This is a genomic window from Cognatiyoonia koreensis, from assembly GCF_900109295.1.
GTDB lineage: Bacteria > Pseudomonadota > Alphaproteobacteria > Rhodobacterales > Rhodobacteraceae > Cognatiyoonia > Cognatiyoonia koreensis.
The window spans coordinates 704,936-724,516 of the sequence record NZ_FOIZ01000002.1 but is presented as its reverse complement, the minus strand read 5'-3'; the positions used below and the strand labels follow the sequence as shown (position 1 = coordinate 724,516).

The 19,581-nt window shown below is 55.9% G+C and carries 18 protein-coding genes; 14 read left to right on the top strand and 4 right to left on the bottom strand.

Going from position 1 to position 19,581, the window contains the following annotated elements:
* Nucleotides 1-54: 54 nt before the first annotated feature.
* Genes tsaD through BMY44_RS15140 form a run of 5 tightly spaced genes read left to right on the top strand, consistent with a single transcriptional unit; the run spans nucleotide 55 to nucleotide 3,250 of the window.
* The gene (gene tsaD, locus BMY44_RS15160) at nucleotides 55-1,146 is read left to right on the top strand and encodes a tRNA (adenosine(37)-N6)-threonylcarbamoyltransferase complex transferase subunit TsaD (protein WP_089996646.1); all 1,092 of its coding nucleotides are present in this window, start codon (nucleotides 55-57) and stop codon (nucleotides 1,144-1,146) included.
* On the top strand, nucleotides 1,143-2,105 hold the full coding sequence (locus BMY44_RS15155) for an NAD(P)H-dependent glycerol-3-phosphate dehydrogenase (protein WP_089996644.1): 963 nt from the start codon (nucleotides 1,143-1,145) through the stop codon (nucleotides 2,103-2,105). The genes tsaD and BMY44_RS15155 overlap by 4 nt, the downstream gene beginning before the upstream one ends.
* A gap of 2 nt (nucleotides 2,106-2,107) precedes the next feature.
* On the top strand, nucleotides 2,108-2,380 hold the full coding sequence (locus tag BMY44_RS15150; protein WP_089996642.1) for a YciI family protein: 273 nt from the start codon (nucleotides 2,108-2,110) through the stop codon (nucleotides 2,378-2,380).
* On the top strand, nucleotides 2,380-2,799 hold the full coding sequence (locus BMY44_RS15145) for an EVE domain-containing protein (RefSeq protein WP_089996639.1): 420 nt from the start codon (nucleotides 2,380-2,382) through the stop codon (nucleotides 2,797-2,799). The genes BMY44_RS15150 and BMY44_RS15145 overlap by 1 nt, the downstream gene beginning before the upstream one ends.
* A gap of 55 nt (nucleotides 2,800-2,854) precedes the next feature.
* Nucleotides 2,855-3,250: a DUF1761 domain-containing protein gene (locus BMY44_RS15140; protein WP_089996637.1), complete on the top strand. Its 396-nt coding sequence runs from the start codon at nucleotides 2,855-2,857 to the stop codon at nucleotides 3,248-3,250.
* Between the two features lie 48 nt (nucleotides 3,251-3,298).
* Here BMY44_RS15140 and BMY44_RS15135 read toward each other — a convergent pair whose 3' ends face one another.
* From BMY44_RS15135 to ahcY, 3 genes are all read right to left on the bottom strand, one after another.
* The gene (locus BMY44_RS15135; RefSeq protein WP_089996634.1) at nucleotides 3,299-3,640 is read right to left on the bottom strand and encodes a DUF2853 family protein; all 342 of its coding nucleotides are present in this window, start codon (nucleotides 3,638-3,640) and stop codon (nucleotides 3,299-3,301) included.
* Between the two features lie 138 nt (nucleotides 3,641-3,778).
* Nucleotides 3,779-4,519 (bottom strand): extensin-like domain-containing protein, encoded by a 741-nt coding sequence (locus tag BMY44_RS15130; RefSeq protein ID WP_242650577.1) that lies wholly within the window; start codon nucleotides 4,517-4,519, stop codon nucleotides 3,779-3,781.
* A 12-nt stretch (nucleotides 4,520-4,531) separates the two neighbouring features.
* Nucleotides 4,532-5,920: an adenosylhomocysteinase gene (gene ahcY, locus BMY44_RS15125; RefSeq protein ID WP_089996632.1), complete on the bottom strand. Its 1,389-nt coding sequence runs from the start codon at nucleotides 5,918-5,920 to the stop codon at nucleotides 4,532-4,534.
* 206 nt (nucleotides 5,921-6,126) lie between these two features.
* Here ahcY and BMY44_RS15120 point away from each other — a divergent pair, with 206 nt between their 5' ends.
* Nucleotides 6,127-6,717, top strand: coding sequence for an HD domain-containing protein (locus BMY44_RS15120; RefSeq protein ID WP_089996629.1), 591 nt, complete (start codon nucleotides 6,127-6,129; stop codon nucleotides 6,715-6,717).
* Between the two features lie 39 nt (nucleotides 6,718-6,756).
* Here the strand turns inward: BMY44_RS15120 and BMY44_RS15115 are convergent, their stop codons facing one another.
* The gene (locus BMY44_RS15115) at nucleotides 6,757-7,308 is read right to left on the bottom strand and encodes an ActR/PrrA/RegA family redox response regulator transcription factor (RefSeq protein ID WP_089996625.1); all 552 of its coding nucleotides are present in this window, start codon (nucleotides 7,306-7,308) and stop codon (nucleotides 6,757-6,759) included.
* A gap of 271 nt (nucleotides 7,309-7,579) precedes the next feature.
* Between BMY44_RS15115 and regB the strand changes: the two genes are divergently transcribed.
* The 8 genes from regB (at nucleotide 7,580) to trxA (ending at nucleotide 19,493) form a co-directional block, all read left to right on the top strand.
* Complete coding sequence (gene regB, locus BMY44_RS15110) at nucleotides 7,580-8,977, top strand: sensor histidine kinase RegB (protein WP_089996623.1); 1,398 nt, start codon at nucleotides 7,580-7,582, stop codon at nucleotides 8,975-8,977.
* Nucleotides 8,978-9,250: 273 nt separating this feature from the next.
* Nucleotides 9,251-10,645, top strand: coding sequence for a PAS-domain containing protein (locus BMY44_RS15105; protein WP_165611859.1), 1,395 nt, complete (start codon nucleotides 9,251-9,253; stop codon nucleotides 10,643-10,645).
* 40 nt (nucleotides 10,646-10,685) lie between these two features.
* On the top strand, nucleotides 10,686-11,150 hold the full coding sequence (gene tsaE, locus BMY44_RS15100) for a tRNA (adenosine(37)-N6)-threonylcarbamoyltransferase complex ATPase subunit type 1 TsaE (RefSeq protein ID WP_089996618.1): 465 nt from the start codon (nucleotides 10,686-10,688) through the stop codon (nucleotides 11,148-11,150).
* A complete protein-coding gene (locus BMY44_RS15095) occupies nucleotides 11,143-12,120 on the top strand; it encodes an aminoglycoside phosphotransferase family protein (RefSeq protein WP_089997196.1) in 978 nt (325 codons plus the stop codon). The genes tsaE and BMY44_RS15095 overlap by 8 nt, the downstream gene beginning before the upstream one ends.
* Nucleotides 12,117-12,806, top strand: coding sequence for a nucleotidyltransferase family protein (locus tag BMY44_RS15090; RefSeq protein ID WP_089996616.1), 690 nt, complete (start codon nucleotides 12,117-12,119; stop codon nucleotides 12,804-12,806). The genes BMY44_RS15095 and BMY44_RS15090 overlap by 4 nt, the downstream gene beginning before the upstream one ends.
* A complete protein-coding gene (gene addB, locus BMY44_RS15085; RefSeq protein ID WP_089996613.1) occupies nucleotides 12,799-15,747 on the top strand; it encodes a double-strand break repair protein AddB in 2,949 nt (982 codons plus the stop codon). Before BMY44_RS15090 ends, addB begins: the two co-directional genes overlap by 8 nt.
* Entirely contained in the window at nucleotides 15,744-19,112 is a 3,369-nt protein-coding gene (gene addA, locus BMY44_RS15080; RefSeq protein WP_089996609.1) for a double-strand break repair helicase AddA, read from the top strand. Before addB ends, addA begins: the two co-directional genes overlap by 4 nt.
* 60 nt (nucleotides 19,113-19,172) lie before the next feature.
* Complete coding sequence (gene trxA, locus BMY44_RS15075) at nucleotides 19,173-19,493, top strand: thioredoxin (RefSeq protein WP_089996607.1); 321 nt, start codon at nucleotides 19,173-19,175, stop codon at nucleotides 19,491-19,493.
* Nucleotides 19,494-19,581 lie beyond the last annotated feature (88 nt).

Genomic DNA, 19,581 nt, shown 5'->3' with positions numbered 1-19,581 from the left:
TTGCATGACACGGCAGTGTTACCTGCAACGCAGGCTACTGCAACCGGATCACTTATGACCACTCACACTGTCCTTGGCATCGAAAGCAGCTGCGATGATACGGCGGCAGCGGTTGTTCGGGTTACCGATGATACGCCAGAGATCCTTGCATCGATTGTTGTGGGACAAGACGAATTGCACGCGGCCTTTGGCGGGGTCGTTCCAGAAATCGCAGCCCGCGCCCATGTTGAGAAGCTAGACCACGCGATCGAGGCCGCGTTGTCGCAATCCGGGTGTAGTCTGGCTGATATCGATCTGATCGCTGTTACCGCCGGGCCTGGGTTGATTGGTGGTGTTGTCTCGGGCGTGATGATGGCCAAGGGGCTGGCGAGGGCAACTGGCACGCCGCTGATCGGTGTCAATCATCTGGCTGGACATGCCCTGACGCCGCGCCTGACGGATGGTGTCGCCTTTCCGTATCTGCTGTTGCTTGTTTCAGGCGGGCACTGCCAGTTCCTTGTCGCGCATGATCCGCAATCTTTTACCCGCCTTGGCGGTACGATCGATGATGCCCCTGGCGAGGCATTCGACAAAACTGCCCGACTGCTTGGCCTGCCGCAGCCCGGTGGCCCTTCGATCCAAAAGATCGCTGAAACCGGCAATGCGGCCCGATTTGTCCTACCGCGTCCGCTGCTTGACCGACCGGGGTGCGATATGTCCTTTTCGGGGTTGAAAACCGCCTTGCTGCGCGCCCGCGATGCGCTGGTTCAGGCGAACGGCGGTTTGCACCGGCAGGACCAGGCTGATCTGGCCGCGAGTTTTCAGGCGACTGTCGCCTCTGTCCTGACTGAAAAGAGCAGGCGTGCGCTGGACGAGTATCTTGAATTCAATCCTGCACAGCCAACGCTGGCGGTCGCAGGTGGCGTCGCGGCGAACACCTCGATCCGCGCCGAATTGCAGTCGCTTTGTGCATCGCGCGGTGTGGATTTCGTCGCCCCTCCCCTTGCGCTTTGCACGGATAATGCGGCGATGATTGCTTACGCCGGTTTGCTGGCGCACATCGCAGGAGAGACAGACGACATGACTCTGTCGGCCCGACCGCGCTGGCCCCTTGATCAGGATAGTCCTGCGATGCTGGGGTCCGGTAAGAAAGGAGCGAAGGCATGAAGATTTGCGTCGCAGGATCTGGTGCCTTTGGGACGGCATTGGCAATTGCACTGGCAGCAGCAGGCAAGACCGTTACCCTTTTGGGTCGTGACGCGGACGCCATGGAGCAAATGACCGCCACGCGCGAAAATCCCCGTTTGCCGGATCGCCCACTGCCAGACCAACTGGCGCTGACAGCATCGCCCGAGGTATTGGCAGACGCCGACATCGTACTTTTGGCGATGCCCGCGCAAGCCTTGCGATCATACCTCGACTCACACTCTGATAAACTTTCGGGCAAAGCGTTGGTGGCCTGCTGCAAGGGAATCGACATGACAACGCTGTCCGGTCCGACCGCGACGATCAAGACCGCCGTGCCGACTGCGACCCCCGCCATCCTGTCTGGCCCTTCCTTTGCAGCGGACATCGCAAAAGGGTTGCCGACCGCCCTGACCATCGCCTGCCCCGACGACGCTGTTGGGCAGACCCTGCAGACCGCCCTTTCGACGCCGACGCTGCGTCTGTACCGGACGACTGACACCACAGGCGTCGAGCTAGGCGGTGCGTTAAAGAACGTGATCGCGATTGCCTGCGGCGTCAGCACCGGAGCTGAACTAGGTGATAGTGCGCGCGCTGCCTTGATGACGCGCGGATCACACGAAGTCCGCCAACTTGCCGAAAGGATGGGGGCCGATCCTCAAACGCTTGGCGGCTTGGCGGGCTTTGGCGATTTGGCGTTGACCTGCACATCGCAGCAATCCCGCAATTATCGCTTTGGCATCGCGATAGGACGCAACGCGCCATTCGATCCAAGCGTCACCGTCGAAGGCGCGTCGACCGCAAAAGCCGTGCGCAAACTGGCCCACGATCTGGACATTGATCTGCCGATCTGCACTGTCGTGGCAAAGCTTTGCAATCAGGAAATAACGGTCAAACAGGCGCTTGATACGCTTCTGTCCCGACCATTGAAGGAAGAATAGACATGCGTTTTGTACTGATGACCAAGGATAAGCCCGGCGCGTTGCAAACCCGGATGGACAACCGCGACGCCCATCTTGCCTATATTGCTGAAACCGGCGTCGTAGAAATGGCAGGGCCGGTTCTGGATGAAGAAGGTGCCATGTGCGGATCCCTGATTGTCCTTGAGGTCGCAGACAAAGCCGCGGCGCAGGCCTGGGCCGACAACGATCCCTATGCAAAGGCGGGTCTGTTCGCAGATGTGCGCTTGCAAGCCTGGAAGAAGGTGATCGGCTGATGGCCTATTGGTTGTTCAAATCCGAACCGGAGGTCTTTGGCTGGGATGATCTTGTCGCTAAAGGAGAGAAGGGCGAGGAATGGGACGGTATCCGGAACTATCAAGCGCGTAACAACATGCGCGAGATGAAAGTCGGGGATCGCGGTTTCTTTTACCACTCGCGGTCCGGCCTTGAAATCGTCGGAATTGTCGAGGTGACTGCGGAACGCAGTCAAGACAGCACCACGGACGATCCCCGTTGGGATTGTGTCGATATCAAAGCTGTTCGCCCATTCAAGGTTCCGGTCACACTCGAATCCATCAAGGCCGATGGCCGGTTCGACGACATGGCTTTGGTCAAGAATACGCGGCTTTCGGTGCAACCTGTCACTGAAACAGAATGGAAAGCCATCTGCGCGCTTGGCCAAACAGACCCCTAGCCCTGCGACAATCTGTCAGTCATACTTCTCTCAGCCAATAGATTGGGAGGGTAGAATGGGATATCTATCTGTTTTCGTGGCCGCACTTGCCGGATTTGCGTTTGGTGCCATCTGGTACATGACACTGTCGAAACCTTGGATAGAAGCAGCAGGAATACCGATGACTGCAGACGGAAAACCGGATGGAAACGGATCACCGTTGCCGTTCGTTCTGTCAGGGATCGCGATGTTGCTGGTGGCGGGCATGATGCGTCACACCTTTGCACTGTCGAGCATCGACACCGTCGGCAAGGGTCTGATCTCGGGTCTTGGGATCGGTCTGTTCTTTATCAGTCCATGGATCATGATCAACAACGCCTACGGCATGCGACCATTCAAGCTGACGCTGATCGATGCCGGCTATGCGACTTTCGGGTGTGGGATCATCGGTGCTGTTTTGATGTTGTTCTAACGAAAAACGCCCGCCATCTGGCGGGCGTTTCGGTCATGTCGGAATGGCTTAAGCGTAAACGGATTCTTTGCCGAAGTGCTTTGTCAGCATGTAGTAGATTACAGCGCGGTACTTGTTGCGCTCTGACTTGCCGTATTTTTCGATAACGGCATTGATTGCTTCCATCAATTCTGGCCCGTCTTTCAGGCCAAGCTTTTTGATGAGGAAGTTGTTCTTCACTGTCTCAAGTTCTGCTTCCTGAGAGCCAGCGACAGTGGATGCGTCTGCGTTGTAAATCGCGGGGCCACAACCGATGGTCACTTTTGTAAGCAGGTCCATGTCAGGTGTCATGCCGCATTTGTTTTTCAGATCGTCCGCATACTTTGCGATCCACTCGTCTCTTTTTCCCATATTTTCTATCCCCACGTTGGTGTTGGTGCCGTATCGGCTGATCGTATTCCGCCCGCGATTACGTGCGTTGGCCAGACGTTAATGTGCGCATGACTGCGCGGTAAAGGGTAAATAAGGGGGAAAACTTGTTTGGGCGGATCATCGGCAAAGCCCCCATCCCGTTGCCTGCAGATGAAAATGATCCGCATGAAGCGTGTTGTAGTCGGGTGAGAGCGTGACCGGAAACCATTTGCACGCGCTATCCCGCGCTGCCTTGAGAAACGCCGACTTTTGTCCTGCCCCATCCCAATCGCGCAGCAGACTGACGCTGTCCCCGTTTCCAAATCTGAAACCGACGATGTCGATCGCCGAAGCTGTTGCATGCGAACTCATCCGCCCTGTTGCGCCCCGCGAGGTCCGCATCGCGCGGCAGTTGTAGCTGCCGATATCACGAATGGCAGACACATCCGTTTGTAGATGCGTACGGGCGAGCGCTTGAAGATCATGCTGTTCCCACATCGCAAGTCGGAGAGCCGTGGCGCAATCGGTTTCAATGCCGCTCATTCGCGCTGACCCGATCTGCTGCACTTCAACCGGCGCTGAAATATAGCATTGGTCGTTTGAGTCGAAGAAAGCTGGATTTGCGGAAATTCGTCCGGCATCGTTCAGCGCCACAAGACAGGCGGCTGGGTCCCGCACCGTGCGCGATAGCTTCCAGCCTGTCAGCGGCGTCAGTTCGTCAGATACTGCGAGTGGCTTCAGTGGGTTCCATGCATCGGGCAGCGGCGTATCAGGGTGCAGGATCAACGCACTGCCCAGGATGCCGCCGAAAAGCACCAGAAACAGGAAAGCCGCGCGAAGTATTTTCGCGCGGCTTTGCCATTTTGTCTTCAACGTCAAATGATCCGGTCCTTAATAACGGTAATGCTCCGGTTTGAAGGGGCCATCGACAGCGACGCCAATGTAATCCGCTTGCTCTTTCTTCAGTTCGGTCAGTTTCACACCAATCCGGCCGAGGTGGAGGCGCGCCACTTTTTCATCCAGATGTTTTGGCAGGATGTACACACCGGGCTGGTATTCATCGCCCTTTGTCCAAAGCTCGATCTGTGCCAGCACCTGATTTGTGAAAGACGCAGACATCACGAAGGACGGATGGCCTGTTGCGTTGCCAAGGTTTAGCAGCCGACCTTCGGACAGCAGGATCATGCGGTTGCCGGACGGCATTTCGATCATATCGACCTGATCCTTGATATTCGTCCACTTATGGTTCTTGAGGGCGGCCACCTGAATTTCATTGTCGAAGTGACCGATATTCCCAACGATGGCCATATCCTTCATCTCGCGCATATGTTCGATGCGGATGACGTCCTTGTTGCCGGTTGTCGTAATGAACACGTCGGCAGTCTGGACTACATCCTCAAGTGTCACGACCTCGTAGCCATCCATGGCGGCCTGAAGCGCGCAGATCGGGTCGACTTCCGTCACTTTCACACGAGCACCCGCACCGGACAATGATGCAGCAGATCCTTTGCCAACGTCGCCGTAGCCGCAGACCACAGCGACCTTACCCGCCAGCATCGTGTCAGTCGCGCGGCGGATCCCGTCGACGAGGCTTTCCTTGCAGCCGTACTTGTTGTCGAATTTCGACTTTGTAACAGAGTCGTTGACGTTGATTGCAGGGAAAGGCAATTGGCCGTTCTTGTGCAGATCGTACAAGCGATGGACGCCTGTCGTCGTTTCTTCTGAAACGCCTTTGATGGCTGCTTTGGTTTTCGCGAACCAGCCGGGCGTTTCTGCCATGCGCTTTTTGATTTGCGCCTTGATGACTTCTTCTTCTTCGGATGTCGGAACCGCCAGAACGTCTTCACCCGCTTCCATGCGCGCACCAAGCAGGACGTAAAGTGTGGCATCGCCCCCGTCATCAAGGATCATGTTCGGGCCGTCCGGGAACATGAATGACTTATCGAGGTAATCCCAGTGCTCTTCGAGCGATTGCCCTTTGACGGCGAAGACTGGTGTTCCGCCAGCAGCGATTGCTGCAGCAGCGTGATCCTGAGTGGAGAAGATGTTGCAAGACGCCCAGCGCACGTCTGCGCCAAGTTCGACAAGCGTCTCGATAAGAACGGCTGTCTGGATCGTCATATGGAGCGATCCGACGATGCGCGCGCCTTTCAGCGGCTTGGATTCACCGTATTCTTCGCGCAACGCCATCAGACCCGGCATTTCGGTTTCCGCGATATCCAGTTCCTTGCGCCCGAATGAGGCAAGTTCGATGTCTTTGACAACGTAGTCTTTGGCCATACGGATGGCTCCTTCAAATCAATGTTCGAGGGTGATCTAGCACCCGGACGGGGTCGGGGCAATGTGGCGGAAGGGCTTGCGACCGTAAGGCAGTTTTGATTGAGTGACCGAGATGTCGCTGCGTGCGGAAACAGGGATCGTGAAGTGAATGCCAAGATACCTGAAAAGCGAACTAACCGAGCACAAGAAAGTGGCTGTCTGATCCAATGAAACAACCACGCGCTTGGCAACGGATGCTTTCGGGTCGACGTCTTGACCTACTTGATCCGACTCCGATGGATATCGAGATCGAGGATATCGCGCATGGTCTGGCCTTTGTGGCCCGCTGGAATGGTCAAACCAATGGTGATTTCGCGTATTCCGTTGCGGAACATTCCTTGCTTGTCGAACAGATTTTTCAGGCATGTCAGCCAAGTGCACCTGTGAAATGGCGCTTGGCCGCGCTTTTGCACGACGCGCCCGAGTACGTGATCGGCGATATGATCAGCCCGGTTAAGGCTGCCGTTGGTTCAGGATACGGTGAACTTGACGATCGCTTGACTGCGGCCATTCATTTGCGTTTCGGCCTGCCCGCGCAAATCCCCGTTCGGATCAAGAAACAGATCAAGCAGGCTGACAAGATATCTGCATGGCTTGAAGCGACTCAGATCGCCGGTTTTTCGCACGCTGAAGCGAACCGCTTTTTCGGCAAATTCGACCCCGTGTTCACTGACCAGTTCCCTATTCGGCTACGGCCACCGGTTGACGTGCGTGAAGACTTCACTCGTCGTCACAGCGCACTGATGGCGCAGCTTTGACAGGTCGCTTCATGTAGCCAGCAGGACGGTTGTCGGTTTCTAGCGCGGGCTGCGTTTTGCCAAAATGCGCTGCAATGTCCGACGGTGCATATTCAACCGCCGCGCAGTTTCCGACACGTTACGATCACATAGCTCGTAGACCCTTTGAATATGCTCCCACCGAACGCGGTCTGCACTCATCGGGTTCTCAGGGGGCGGTGGCAGTTCGTCTTTTTGCGCCAGAAGAGCGTTTGTCACATCTGTCGCGTCAGCTGGTTTTGCCAGATAATCAGTGGCACCGATCTTTACAGCCGCAACTGCCGTTGCAATGGCCCCGTAGCCTGTAAGCACAACGATACGGCTATCGGGACGGCGTTCGCGCAGAACCTCGACCACGTCGAGACCATTACCGTCCTCAAGCCGCAGGTCGACAACGGCATAAGCTGGTGGGCGTGCTGTCGCAATTGCCTTACCACCTGCGACTGTCTCTGCTGTTTCAACAGAAAAGCCACGCTTTTCCATAGCTTTCGCAAGCCGTTTTAGAAACGCTTCGTCGTCGTCAACCAATAGCAGCGACGGGTCTACTCCGAGATCAATGTTGGCGATATCCATTGCCTTTGTCCTTATTAGGTTCAAGCTTGAGATAGCTTGCCATCTGCAAGGGTCAAACCGGACAAGATGCTTGAAATCTGTCACTTGCGGACAGGTCTTTCTGGCAAACCACGTCAAGATCAGAGACCAGGAAGAACGGTTTGCTGTCCATGGGATGGCAATCAGCGGCTGGCGGCATACCTTCAACACAGGTTGAGTTGGTCGCATTGATCCGGGGGCGGTCCCCATTTAACACTTTAGGAGTCCGCAGCGGGAGAACGGAAGACATACGATGGCCGGTTCCGAATTGCATATGTTTGCAGAACAGCACCGCAGCGACTGGGTGCGGTTGCGGACGCTTGTCGTCCTGCGCTGGTTTGCGATCAGCGGGCAGATCATTGCGATTCTTGTGGCTGCACGCATCTATAACCTTGAGATCGAAATCGGCTCTGCTGCACTAATCATCGGCAGCGCCGTTATAGCAAATCTGTTTTCAAGTTCGCTTTATCCCGAAAACAAGCGGCTGTCCGAACGCGAAACCATGATGATGCTGATATTCGACGTGGTGCAGTTGGGGCTGCTGCTTTTCCTGACCGGCGGTTTGAACAATCCGTTCGCCCTGTTGATCCTTGCACCGGTTACGATCGCCGCGACTGTATTGAAACTCCGCAGCATGATCGTCGTTGGCGTCATTGCAATTGCCCTGATTTCCATCATCGCACGCGTGCACATCCCACTTGTGACAAGCAGCGGCGAGATATTGACCTTGCCACCCGTCTTTCAGCTTGGGTTTTGGGTTTCTCTAGTGATCGGCGTTGTCTTTCTTGCGATCTATGCGCGGCAAGTCACGACCGAAATGCACACCATGCGCGAGGCTTTGGTCGCCACACAACTTGCATTGGCCCGTGAACAAAAACTGACCGATCTGGGGGGTGTTGTCGCGGCGGCGGCGCACGAACTCGGGACGCCCCTTGCGACGATCAAGCTGGTTAGCGCAGAGCTGATGGAAGAACTGGACGACATGCCAGACCAGCGGGAAGATGCCGCGCTGATCCGCCAGCAGGCAGACCGGTGCCGCGAAATCCTTCATTCCATGGGCCGGGCCGGAAAGGACGATTTGCATCTACGCACCGCGCCGCTTGAAACCGTTGTGCGCGAAGCTGCGGAGCCACATCTGAGCCGCGGTAAGCAAGTGCTTTTTGATATCGCGCCAAAAGGGTCGGATGATCATTCGCAGCCGGTGATTACGCGCAGGCCGGAAATCATTCACGGGTTGCGCAATCTGATCCAGAACGCTGTCGATTTTTCTGAACAGCGGGTCGAAATCGACGTGAACTGGTCAGACGATGAAATCAGTGTGCAGATTGCGGACGACGGTCCAGGCTTTCCGCAATCTGTCATCGGACGTATCGGCGACCCTTTCGTGCGCCGCCGTCGGGTGTCTTTGGATGGGTCGCGCCGTCCTGGATACGAAGGCATGGGTCTGGGCCTTTTCATTGCCAAGACACTGCTCGAACGCTCTGGTGCGCGCATTTCTTTCACGAATGGCCGACGCCACGGGCGATCGGGTTGGGCTGGACAGGCGACCGGCGGTGCAATTGTTTCGGTTAATTGGCCGCGCGTAGTGGTAGATAATCATCATGCGCAGGCCGGCAAACCATTGGGTAAAAACCAGCCGATCACGTCTTAGCCCTTCTATTTAATAGCTCATTAACCTTCTCCCGCCATTCTGCTTTCGATGGATAGGGCGCTTCAAATGGTATTGGGTGAGACTCTTCAGTTGCTTATTGTCGTCTTCATGGCGATCGGTTTGGCGTTGCTTTTATACCGTTTTGCATTTCAGCGTTCACATGGTCATGCGCTTACGCGGGAGGCACGCGCTGTTCCAAATCTTCCGGTCTTTCTATTTGAAGGACAGACCCTGATTGACGCGACCCCTGCGGCGCAGACGATCGTTGACAGAATGCCAACTAATGAATCCGAATTTGATGCGTTGGTTGGGTTTCTTGCGCCCTTGTTCCCCTCACTTCCTGTTGCAATCGCGGAAATGTCATCGAACGGCGCGCAAAACATCGTTCACCCGGACGATGAAACACTTTCTGTGCGGCTTTTGCGTGATGGACCACGCCTTCGCCTGACACTTGATAGCGCACAGCATGTAGACGCCACATTGCGCTACAAAGAGCTGGAAGAGGACGCATTTCGCAAGGAGGCAGAGACTCACAAAACTATTTGCCAGAATGCACCACAGCTGATCTGGCAGGAAAACAATGAAGGGCAGGTCGTCTGGGCCAACGCGACCTATCTGCGATATGCGGATCTACATGTTCGAGCCGATGAGAACATAGGTCAGGCATGGCCCAAAAAGCGCCTGTTTTCGGATGCTCCTTTTCCCATCGCACATGACGCTTTGCCCCTGACAAAACGTAGATCGCTCCAGCTTCATGGAGAGGAGGCGGAGCATTGGTTCAATGTGACGTCGATGCCAACGGCGAACGGGGCTCTACACTATGCAATTGACGCAAACGAGATCATGCGCGCGGAGGAGTCACAGAAGGCATTTGTCACCACGATTTCGAACACATTTGCGCAGCTGTCGATCGGACTTGCCGTTTTTGATCGCAAACGCAGGTTGGCCAGCTACAACCCCGCTTTTGGCGATCTGACCGGATTGCCAGCCAGTTTTCTTGTCGGGCGCCCGTCTATCGAGATCGTTCTCGATCAGTTGCGCGAGATGCGTAAACTGCCAGAGCCAAAGGATTATTCTTCGTTCCGGGAACAGTTCTCGGCACTCGAAACGGCAGCACAGCAAGGGACGTACGTCGAAAACTGGGACATGCCTGACGGACAGACCTATCGTGTGACCGGTAAACCGCATCCGGGTGGCGCACTGGCGTTTCTGTTCGAGGACATCACAGCCGAAATTTCTTTGACCCGCCGGTTCCGGTCTGAAATCGAAACCAGTCAAGCTGTGATCGACAGCATGCCAGATGCAATCGCTGTATTCTCCGCCTCGCAATCGCTCGTAATCTCGAACGTTGCCTACAGTGAAATGTGGGCCGATGATGTTACGCCTGACTCAATTGCCTATGACCTCAGGATCGCGCTGCGACAGTGGAAATCGGGCTGTGTTTCGAGTGCAGTCTGGCGGCGTATCGAGTCTTTTGCCGGCAGTTTGTCAGAGCGCGAGGCATGGTCAGAAACCGTTGTGCTGAAAGACGGGCGGCAAGTCGCTTGCAGCGTCACGCCGCTTAAAGGCAGCATGACGATGGTGAAGTTCACACCGCGGACGACTCGTTCATTAACACTGGAAAAGCTGACCGCGCCGGATTTTGCGCTGCAACAGCGAAAGGTCTGATTGCGCTTGCGGCTTGTCGCCAAGTCCATAATCTTGCGCCATGCTGTCCGATCCATTTTGCCTTGATTTGCCCACCGAAGACGCGACCCGCAACCTTGCTGGCGGGCTTGCCCCGCTGTTGCAGGTGGGTGACGTGTTGTTGTTGTCCGGACCCGTCGGTGCTGGAAAATCGTTTTTCTGTCGCGCCTTGATCCGTGCCCGTACGCACACGCGCGAAGATATTCCTTCACCGACATTCACGCTTGTGCAGACCTATCCGCATCCGGACGGGGATATCTGGCATTGTGATCTTTATCGGCTCTCGCACCCTGATGATGTGCTGGAACTGGGGTTGGAAGAGGCCTTTTCCGACGCGATATGCTTGATCGAATGGCCGGATCGACTTGGTTCCCTCGCACCTGCAAATGCCTTGAACCTGGCGTTTGAAGCGACCGACACTGGCCACCGTGTAACAATTCGCGGGAATGCTGAATGGGCGACACGTATGAATGCGCTTCATGCCTGATCGCCATGAACTGCTGCGCATATTCCTTGGGGGAACAGTCTGGGAGGACTGGGATCAGGCCCCTATCGCGGCGGATGCTTCTTCCAGACGTTATCTGCGACTGACACATGACACACAGGCGGTCATGGTGATGGACGCACCTCCGGAAACGGGCGAGGATATCGAGCCGTTCTGCCATATCGCCAACTACCTTGAAAGCGCCGGTCTCGCTGCACCGAAAATCTACAAATCTAACTTGGAAAACGGCTTTCTGGTTCTCGAGGATCTTGGTCGAACTGACTTTGCCCGTGCATTGCAAAAAGATCCATCGCAGGAACCGGGGCTCTATGAAGCCGCCACTGATGTGCTCATTAGGCTTCGCGAATTGGATGCACCGCCTTCGGTGACAATGAATCCGGATGTCGGCGGCGAAATGACCCGCATCACTTGCGAGTTCTATGTCAATGATCCCGCTTTGGCAGATGAAATGGCCAAGGAAATGGCTGCGCATCTGCGCGATCTGTGCGGCCCTCCAAACATCTTGGCGTTGCGTGACTATCATGCTGAAAACCTGATCTGGCGACCCGAATACAGAGGACTTCAGCGTGTGGGATTATTGGACTTTCAGGACGCGTTTTTGGCACCGGACGGGTATGATCTTGCTTCGTTATTGCGGGATGCACGGCGCGATGTCAGCGAAGATACAGTGAAAGAGGTGATTGCGTATTTTGCGAAATATACGCAACAGGATGAGGGCACCGTTTCCGCAGCAGTTGCCTGCCTGTCAGTACAGCGCAATCTTCGCATTCTGGGGGTGTTCGCGCGCCTTATCCGAATGCAGGGTAAGCGCCGTTATGTGCAGATGTTGCCGCGCGTCTGGTCCCATGTCATGCAGGACCTTCAGCATCCCGCACTTCATCGACTGAACGCGGTGTTGCGCGACCGCTTACCAGAACCAACGGACCCGATAATCATGGCCTGGACAGAATGACCGCCCCAACCTCTATCCTGTTGTTTGCCGCCGGTCTTGGCACGCGCATGGGGCCGCTGGTCGCTGATTGCCCGAAGCCGTTGGTCGACGTTGCGGGGCGCACATTGCTTGATCGGACGCTGGACCTCACGCATATTTCCGCGATCAAGCGCCGGGTCGTCAACGTCCATTACAAGGCGGAGATGATCCGCGATCATTTGCGTGACAGCACCGTCATCATCTCGGACGAAACAGACATGTTGCGTGAAACAGGTGGCGGGCTGCGGCATGCGTTGCCGCTTTTGGGGGGCGGGCCTATCATCACGATGAATACGGATGCGGTCTGGTCGGGTCGGAACCCGATTGTGGAAATCCTGAATGCCTGGGACCCAGAAATGGACGCATTGCTTCTTCTTTTGCCGATGGCCAAGACACACGGGCACATCGGGAAGGGCGATTTCGAACTGTGCGACACTGGCCGCCTTACGCGCGGCACGAAGATGATCTATTCCGGACTCCAGATTATCAGGCCCGCAATTCTGGACGAAGTGGCCGACAGCTGTTTTTCAATGAATGTCATCTGGGACAAGCTCATCCAACGGCAAAGTGTGTTTGGCTGCATCTACGACGGTGAGTGGTGCGACGTGGGGCGGCCCGAGAGTATTCCGCTTGCCACCAGGCTGCTGGCGCAATCTGCAGATGTTTGAATCGACAGATCAGCCGCGGGTCTTTGGCCTGCCACCCGGTGCGGATTTCGGGAACGAGCTTGTCGCCGGACTTCATGCCCGGTTCCGAAATATGTCGGTCGTTGATATCGCCCGCACAGAGATTTTCGTGAACACCGCCCGGATGCAAAGGCGCATCCGCAGCATTTTCGATGACGGTCTGGCCCGTCTTTTGCCCCGCGTGCGCCTTGTTACCGATCTGGCGTTTGATGCGCAGGCATCCGGCATTCCTTTGCCTGTGTCGTCATTGCGTCGCCGGTTGGAGTTGATCGGTGTGATTTCTGCGCTTCTGGATAAGGAGCCCGATCTGGCACCGCGCGCGGCACTATATGATCTGGCGGACAGTCTTGCGACGTTGATGGACGAAATGCAGGGCGAAGGCGTCAATCCCGAAACTCTGCAGAATCTGGACGTGTCAGACCAGTCTGGTCACTGGCAGCGCGCCTTGAAGTTTCTCAATATTCTTGGTCCGTTCTTTAGCGCCATTGCCGTCGCCCCTGACAAGGAAGCGCGACAGCGGCTCGTGATTGAACAGCTGGTGGAAAGCTGGCGCATATCTCCCCCGACCCATCCGATTATTGTCGCTGGATCGACAGGTTCGCGCGGCGCAACGGGACTATTGATGCAGGCGGTGGCGCGGCTGCCGCAAGGTGCGCTTGTTCTGCCAGGATTTGACAGCATCATGCCGGAAAGCGCGTGGGATAGTCTTGGAAAGCAAGGAAGTGGTGAAGATCACCCGCAGTACCGGTTCAAGACACTTCTGGAAAATCTATCTTTGACACCAAAGGACGTCGTTAATTGGACGGAGGATCCGATATATTCCAACGCCCGCAACAAGCTTGTTTCACTGTCCCTGCGTCCGGCACCTGTCACCAACGACTGGATGCGCGAAGGCCCCAAGCTTGACGATCTTGCAGAGGCAACCCGCGATATGGTGCTGGTCGAGGCTCCGTCCCCCCGAATTGAAGCAGAAACCATTGCCTTGCGACTGCGTCAAGCGGCCGAAGACGGGGTAACTGCGGCCCTGATCACGCCGGACAGAATGCTGACCCGACAGGTGGCCGCTGCGCTGGACCGTTGGGATATCACGCCGGATGACAGTGCCGGTGTGCCATTGGCGCAATCGGCACCGGGCCGATTGCTGCGGCATGTCGGGGATCTGATCGGTACGGAACAAACAGCTGAAAAGGTGCTGATCGTCCTCAAGCATCCGCTTTGCAATACTGGTGGCGGGGATCGCAACCAGCACCTGCTGCGGACACGCGAGTTGGAGCTACGTTTACGTCGATATGGTCCCCCGATCCTTGACAAGACAGCACTGGTTGATTGGGCTGAGCGGACCAGCGAAAATGACCCCGGACGGCTGGCTTGGGCCAACTGGCTGGGCGATGTGATCAACGACCTTGCCGCGGCGGATGAAGCGCTGTTGGCTGATCTGTTGGCGTTTCACATCCATTGCACCGAATGGCTTGCACGTGGGCCGGACGGCGATGACGCTGGCGCGCTATGGGAGCAGACAGCCGGTCGTGAAGCCCAGCGCGTCTGCACAATGCTGCAAACAGATTCAGACGCTGGTGGCGTTCTGTCGACTTTTGATTATGTCCATCTGTTCAATGCCGTCCTGGCGCAGGGTGTCGTCCGGGACCGTGACCTTGGTCATCCCAACATCTTGATCTGGGGTACTTTAGAGGCGCGTGTTCAGGGCGCTGATCTTGTGATTCTGGGTGGGCTGAACGACGGTGTCTGGCCCGAAAGCCCCGCACCTGATCCGTGGTTGAACCGGCAGATGCGGCAGGCAGTCGGCCTGCTGTTACCAGAGCGGCGCATTGGATTGTCGGCGCATGATTACCAACAAGCTGTCTGCGCGAAAGAAGTGTGGATTACCCGTGCGCTGCGTTCCGCAGATTCCGAAACTGTGCCTTCGCGTTGGCTGAACCGCCTGACGAACCTGCTTTCTGGTTTGCCAGAACAGGGAGGGCCGGAGCTGCTTGAGCGGATGCGCGATGATGGTGCAATGTGGATTGCGAAAGCGGCTGCCCTTCAGGTGCCGGAGCAAGTGACGCCAAAGGCCAAACGCCCATCGCCACAACCGCCTGTCGCCGCCCGACCAAAAGAGCTGTCCGTCACTCGCATCAAAACGCTGATACGCGATCCTTTTGCGATCTATGCGGAAAAGATATTGCGTTTGAAACAGCTCGATCCACTGAAGGTCACGGCTGATCCGTCTTTGCGCGGTGAAGTCTTCCACAAGATTCTTGAGTTGTTCATTGCAAGCCGACCTGATGCCACAGATCCTGCTGCACTGCGCGCATTTCTGACGATAACAGAAAGGGTCCTGCAAGAGCGGTGCCCATGGCCAACCGTCAGGATGCAATGGCTCACCCGGCTTACGCGTATCGCGCCACGGTTTCTTTCCGATGAGGCTGCGCGGCAGAGTATTGGCTCGCTCGTCCTGATCGAGGCCGATGGCGCGGTCGACATACTCAATCCGGCATTTCGTCTGATCGCAAAGGCGGACCGCATGGATCGCGACCAGAATGGCGATATCATCATCTACGACTACAAGACGGGTGAAATGCCATCAGCCCCTCAGCAAGAGAAATTCGACAAGCAACTGCTGCTTGAAGCTGCGATGGTCGAACGGGGTGCATTCGATGACCTTGGCCCGGCCAAGGTCGCTTCTGCTGCCTTCATTGAGGTCAACTCCAGTATGCGGATCAAACCAGCTCCGTTGGAGAAAAGCCCCGCCGATCAGGTATGGTCCGAATTTCTGGAACTTTTGCGGAACTGGCAGGATCCGGGCACCGGTTATACGGCGCGGCTTGCGCATTTCAGCAACAAGCAGTCAAGCCAATACGATCATCTATCGCGCTTTGGAGAGTGGTCGATGGCAGATGATATCGCGCCTGAGGTTCTGAAATGATCCGCAACGAAGCCACACAAAATCAGGTCAATGCGGCTGAGCCGAACCATACGACATGGCTGTCAGCGAATGCCGGGTCTGGCAAGACCCGTGTGCTGACAGATCGAGTGGCGCGTCTTTTGCTGAGCGGAGTCGAACCTCAGAACATCCTGTGTCTGACCTATACCAAAGCTGCAGCGGCAGAGATGCAGAACCGCCTTTTCAAACTTTTGGGTGAATGGGCAATGCGCGCTGATGACGCTTTGTTCGCAGATCTGAAAGAGCTTGGCGTCGATGGTACCCCCAATTTGCAAGAGGCACGCACGCTGTTCGCGCGGGCAATCGAAACGCCGGGCGGTCTAAAAATTCAAACAATCCACTCTTTCTGCGCCAGTATCCTGCGCCGCTTCCCGCTCGAGGCCGGGATCAGCCCCCAGTTCAAGGAAATGGAAGACCGGACAGCGGAGCTTTTACGCTCTGACGTTCTAGATGCAATGGTGACCGGTCCGCATGCAGATGTCGTGCGTGACCTGATGATGTATCACACCGGTGCCGAGCTTGATAAATTGGTCGCAGAGGTTGCGAGGCATCGTGATCATTTTGCGCAAGGCTTCGATGAGGCGGAGCTACGCAAAATGCTCGGGTTAGCGAGTTCTGTGGAGACCGCAGACTTGATGGCCAATATTTTTGGCCCTGCCGAAATCGCTGTACTTCGCGAGGTTGTCACACTTTGCCGCGACGGTTCTTCAAATGACGTGAAAGCAGCGGAAAAGCTTGCAACGATTGATCTGGAAAACCCCAAACCAGCTGATCTTGAAACCTTGGAGGATGTCCTTCTTTTCAAATCGAGCAAGATCAGTGGAGATTTTTCCCCAAAGATCGACAGTTTCCCGACAAAACCCACGCGCGCAAAGAATTCCGATCTTTTTTCTGAGCTGAACTTCATCATGGAGACCGTCGCGGCATCACGACAGGATCGGCTTGCTTTGATCGCGCTGGAAAGAACGAAAGCGCTATACGCGTTCGGGCGCGTTTTTGTTCCGGCCTATGAGGCGCGCAAGCTTGAAATGGGCTTGCTGGATTTCGACGATCAGATCCGAAAGGCCCGCGCACTGCTGACAGATCCGCATGTTGCACAGTGGGTGTTGTTCCGCCTTGATGGGGGGATCGATCATGTGTTGGTAGATGAGGCGCAGGACACTTCGCCGGACCAATGGGCCGTCATCAAGCATTTGACGCAGGAATTTGTCAGCGGTGAAGGTGCCAGAGCAAACCAACGGCGCACGATCTTTGTCGTCGGGGATAAGAAACAGTCGATCTATTCGTTTCAGGGTGCGGATCCGGATGAGTTCGATCGCATGCAGCGCCATTTCGAAACCAAGCTGAAAGAAGCAAATGATCAGCTTCATAATCTGACGTTGCAGCATTCTTTCCGGTCGTCCCAAGCTGTCCTACGCGTTGTCGATGCGGCACTGGATGGTGAGACCATTGAAGGGCTGGGCGGCGAGGTGCAGCACAGCGCCTTTAATGAAGATATGCCCGGGCGTGTCGATCTTTGGCCAGTTATTGAAAATAACCCGGCAGCGGAGGATGACAGGGTTTGGTACGATCCAGTCGACAAGAAAAGCGAACAGCATCACACTGTCATACTGGCGAACCAGATTGCCGCGGAAATCAAGCGGATGACCCAGGAAGAAACCCTTCCCGTTGACGCGAAGGACGGGAAGCCGGCAGCGCGCCGCCTTGTCACCGAAGGCGACGTCCTGATCCTTGTGCAGCGGCGGTCAGACCTGTTCTCTGAGATTATTCGCGCTTGCAAAGCGGCGGACCTCAGCATTGCTGGCGCGGACAGGTTGCGCGTCGGAGCGGAGATGGCTGTCAAAGACCTTGCCGCGTTGCTGAGCTTTCTTGCGCTGCCGGAAGACGATCTGTCGTTGGCTACGGCTTTGCGGTCACCCCTTTTTGGTTGGTCGGAACAAGACCTTTTCACGCTGGCCCACTATCGACCAGAGAAGGGTTATCTTTGGGCAACATTGCGCAACAGCGATGCGCATCCAAACACATTTCGGATTCTCAATGATCTGCGCGGGAAGTCAGATTTTCTACGGCCCTACGATTTGATTGAACGCATTTTGACTGTGCATGAAGGTCGCAAAAAATTGTTGGCCCGTCTTGGTGCCGAAGCCGAAGACGGGATTGATGCCTTGCTGTCTCAGGCCCTTGCCTATGAAAGCAACGGCGTGCCGAGCCTAACCGGCTTTCTGACGTGGATGCAGACTGATGACCTTGAGATCAAACGGCAGATGGACAATCAGGGCAACCGGATTCGCGTGATGACTGTGCACGGTGCCAAGGGTCTGGAAGCGCCGATCGTTATACTGCCTGACACTGCAAAGCGGGAGCCGCGCAATCAGTCAGAAATTTTCGATCTTGGCGATCACCTGATATGGCCACCGACCAAACCGCAATCATCTGATTCCGTCAACGCCATGCGCGATGATATCAGGGCGCGAGAAATGCGTGAGAGGATGCGCTTGCTTTACGTCGCGATGACCCGCGCCGAGAAATGGCTGATCGTTGCGGCTGCGGGTGACGTGGGTGAACAGACTGAAAGCTGGTACAGAATTGCCGAAGCCGGAATCGAAACATCAGGCGCAATTGATGCACAATCGGGTGACATACAGATCAGGCGCGTGACCCATGGTGATTGGTCGGCCGGAGAATTGTTGGCAACCGACAAAACCGAAACGTTGAAACCTTCCGCCCCCATTTTTACAGCGCTGCCGGAAATCAGACCGCAAAAGACTCTCTCACCCTCTGACCTTGGTGGCGACAAGATCATGGCTGGCGATCCAGCAGGAGAAGATCGGGACGTTGCGCTAGAACGGGGTCGACTGGTTCACCTTCTGCTGGAGCATCTTCCACAAGTGCCAGTAGACGAGAGAGGGTCATTGGGCTTGCAACTGATTACGGCTAGTCCTGATTTTGCGCCTGATGCCGAAGAACTTGTCCGGGACGTGATCAATCTGCTTGTGAAGGATGAACTGACGTTTCTGTTCGGACCGGAGACGCTGTCGGAAATCGGGATTACGGCGAGCCTGCCAGCATTGGGTGGTAAGCGGATACATGGTGCGATCGACCTATTGCAGATTCATGACGATCGGATACTTGCCGTTGATTTCAAGACGAACCGGCTTGTGCCGCCGACGCCCGAAGAAACACCCGAGGGTCTGTTGCGGCAAATGGGGGCTTATGCCGCCGCACTTGCTGAAATCTATCCGAACCACAAAATTGAAACTGCAATTCTTTGGACCCAGACCGGCACATTGATGCGCTTACCCGCACCACTTGTTTCAGACGCTCTCGCCCGTGTGAGCGTGGCTTGACGCCCCTGCCCGGCGGTCATAGTTTCCTGGTCTGAACAAACCGATTTGAGGAGAGCCGCAATGGCTACAGTCGCAGTCACAGATGCAACATTCGACGCCGAAGTGCGCCAGTCCGATATCCCCGTTGTGGTGGATTTCTGGGCCGAATGGTGTGGCCCATGCAAACAGATCGGCCCAGCCTTGGAAGAACTGTCCACCGAGATGGAAGGCAAAGTGAAGATCGTCAAAGTGAACGTTGACGAGAACCCGAATTCCCCTGCTCAAATGGGCGTGCGCGGCATTCCGGCGTTGTTCATGTTCAAAGGCGGTGAGGTAATTTCGAACAAGACCGGTGCGGCCCCCAAAGCGGCGCTGCAGGGATGGATCGAAGAATCCATTTAACGTCAGAACTGCATTTGAAGATCAAGGGCACCCGACGGCGGTGCCCTTTTTTGTGTCCACCTTGTTCATCCAGTCCAGCGCCGCCATA

Coding starts and splice junctions, on each gene's coding strand:
- tsaD (WP_089996646.1), top strand. CDS start 55: ATGACCACTCACACTGTCCTTGGCATCGAAAGCAGCTGCGATGATACG.
- BMY44_RS15155 (WP_089996644.1), top strand. CDS start 1,143: ATGAAGATTTGCGTCGCAGGATCTGGTGCCTTTGGGACGGCATTGGCA.
- BMY44_RS15150 (WP_089996642.1), top strand. CDS start 2,108: ATGCGTTTTGTACTGATGACCAAGGATAAGCCCGGCGCGTTGCAAACC.
- BMY44_RS15145 (WP_089996639.1), top strand. CDS start 2,380: ATGGCCTATTGGTTGTTCAAATCCGAACCGGAGGTCTTTGGCTGGGAT.
- BMY44_RS15140 (WP_089996637.1), top strand. CDS start 2,855: ATGGGATATCTATCTGTTTTCGTGGCCGCACTTGCCGGATTTGCGTTT.
- BMY44_RS15135 (WP_089996634.1), bottom strand. CDS start 3,640: ATGGGAAAAAGAGACGAGTGGATCGCAAAGTATGCGGACGATCTGAAA.
- ahcY (WP_089996632.1), bottom strand. CDS start 5,920: ATGGCCAAAGACTACGTTGTCAAAGACATCGAACTTGCCTCATTCGGG.
- BMY44_RS15120 (WP_089996629.1), top strand. CDS start 6,127: ATGAAACAACCACGCGCTTGGCAACGGATGCTTTCGGGTCGACGTCTT.
- BMY44_RS15115 (WP_089996625.1), bottom strand. CDS start 7,308: ATGGATATCGCCAACATTGATCTCGGAGTAGACCCGTCGCTGCTATTG.
- regB (WP_089996623.1), top strand. CDS start 7,580: ATGGCCGGTTCCGAATTGCATATGTTTGCAGAACAGCACCGCAGCGAC.
- BMY44_RS15105 (WP_165611859.1), top strand. CDS start 9,251: ATGCCAACTAATGAATCCGAATTTGATGCGTTGGTTGGGTTTCTTGCG.
- tsaE (WP_089996618.1), top strand. CDS start 10,686: ATGCTGTCCGATCCATTTTGCCTTGATTTGCCCACCGAAGACGCGACC.
- BMY44_RS15095 (WP_089997196.1), top strand. CDS start 11,143: ATGCCTGATCGCCATGAACTGCTGCGCATATTCCTTGGGGGAACAGTC.
- BMY44_RS15090 (WP_089996616.1), top strand. CDS start 12,117: ATGACCGCCCCAACCTCTATCCTGTTGTTTGCCGCCGGTCTTGGCACG.
- addB (WP_089996613.1), top strand. CDS start 12,799: ATGTTTGAATCGACAGATCAGCCGCGGGTCTTTGGCCTGCCACCCGGT.
- addA (WP_089996609.1), top strand. CDS start 15,744: ATGATCCGCAACGAAGCCACACAAAATCAGGTCAATGCGGCTGAGCCG.
- trxA (WP_089996607.1), top strand. CDS start 19,173: ATGGCTACAGTCGCAGTCACAGATGCAACATTCGACGCCGAAGTGCGC.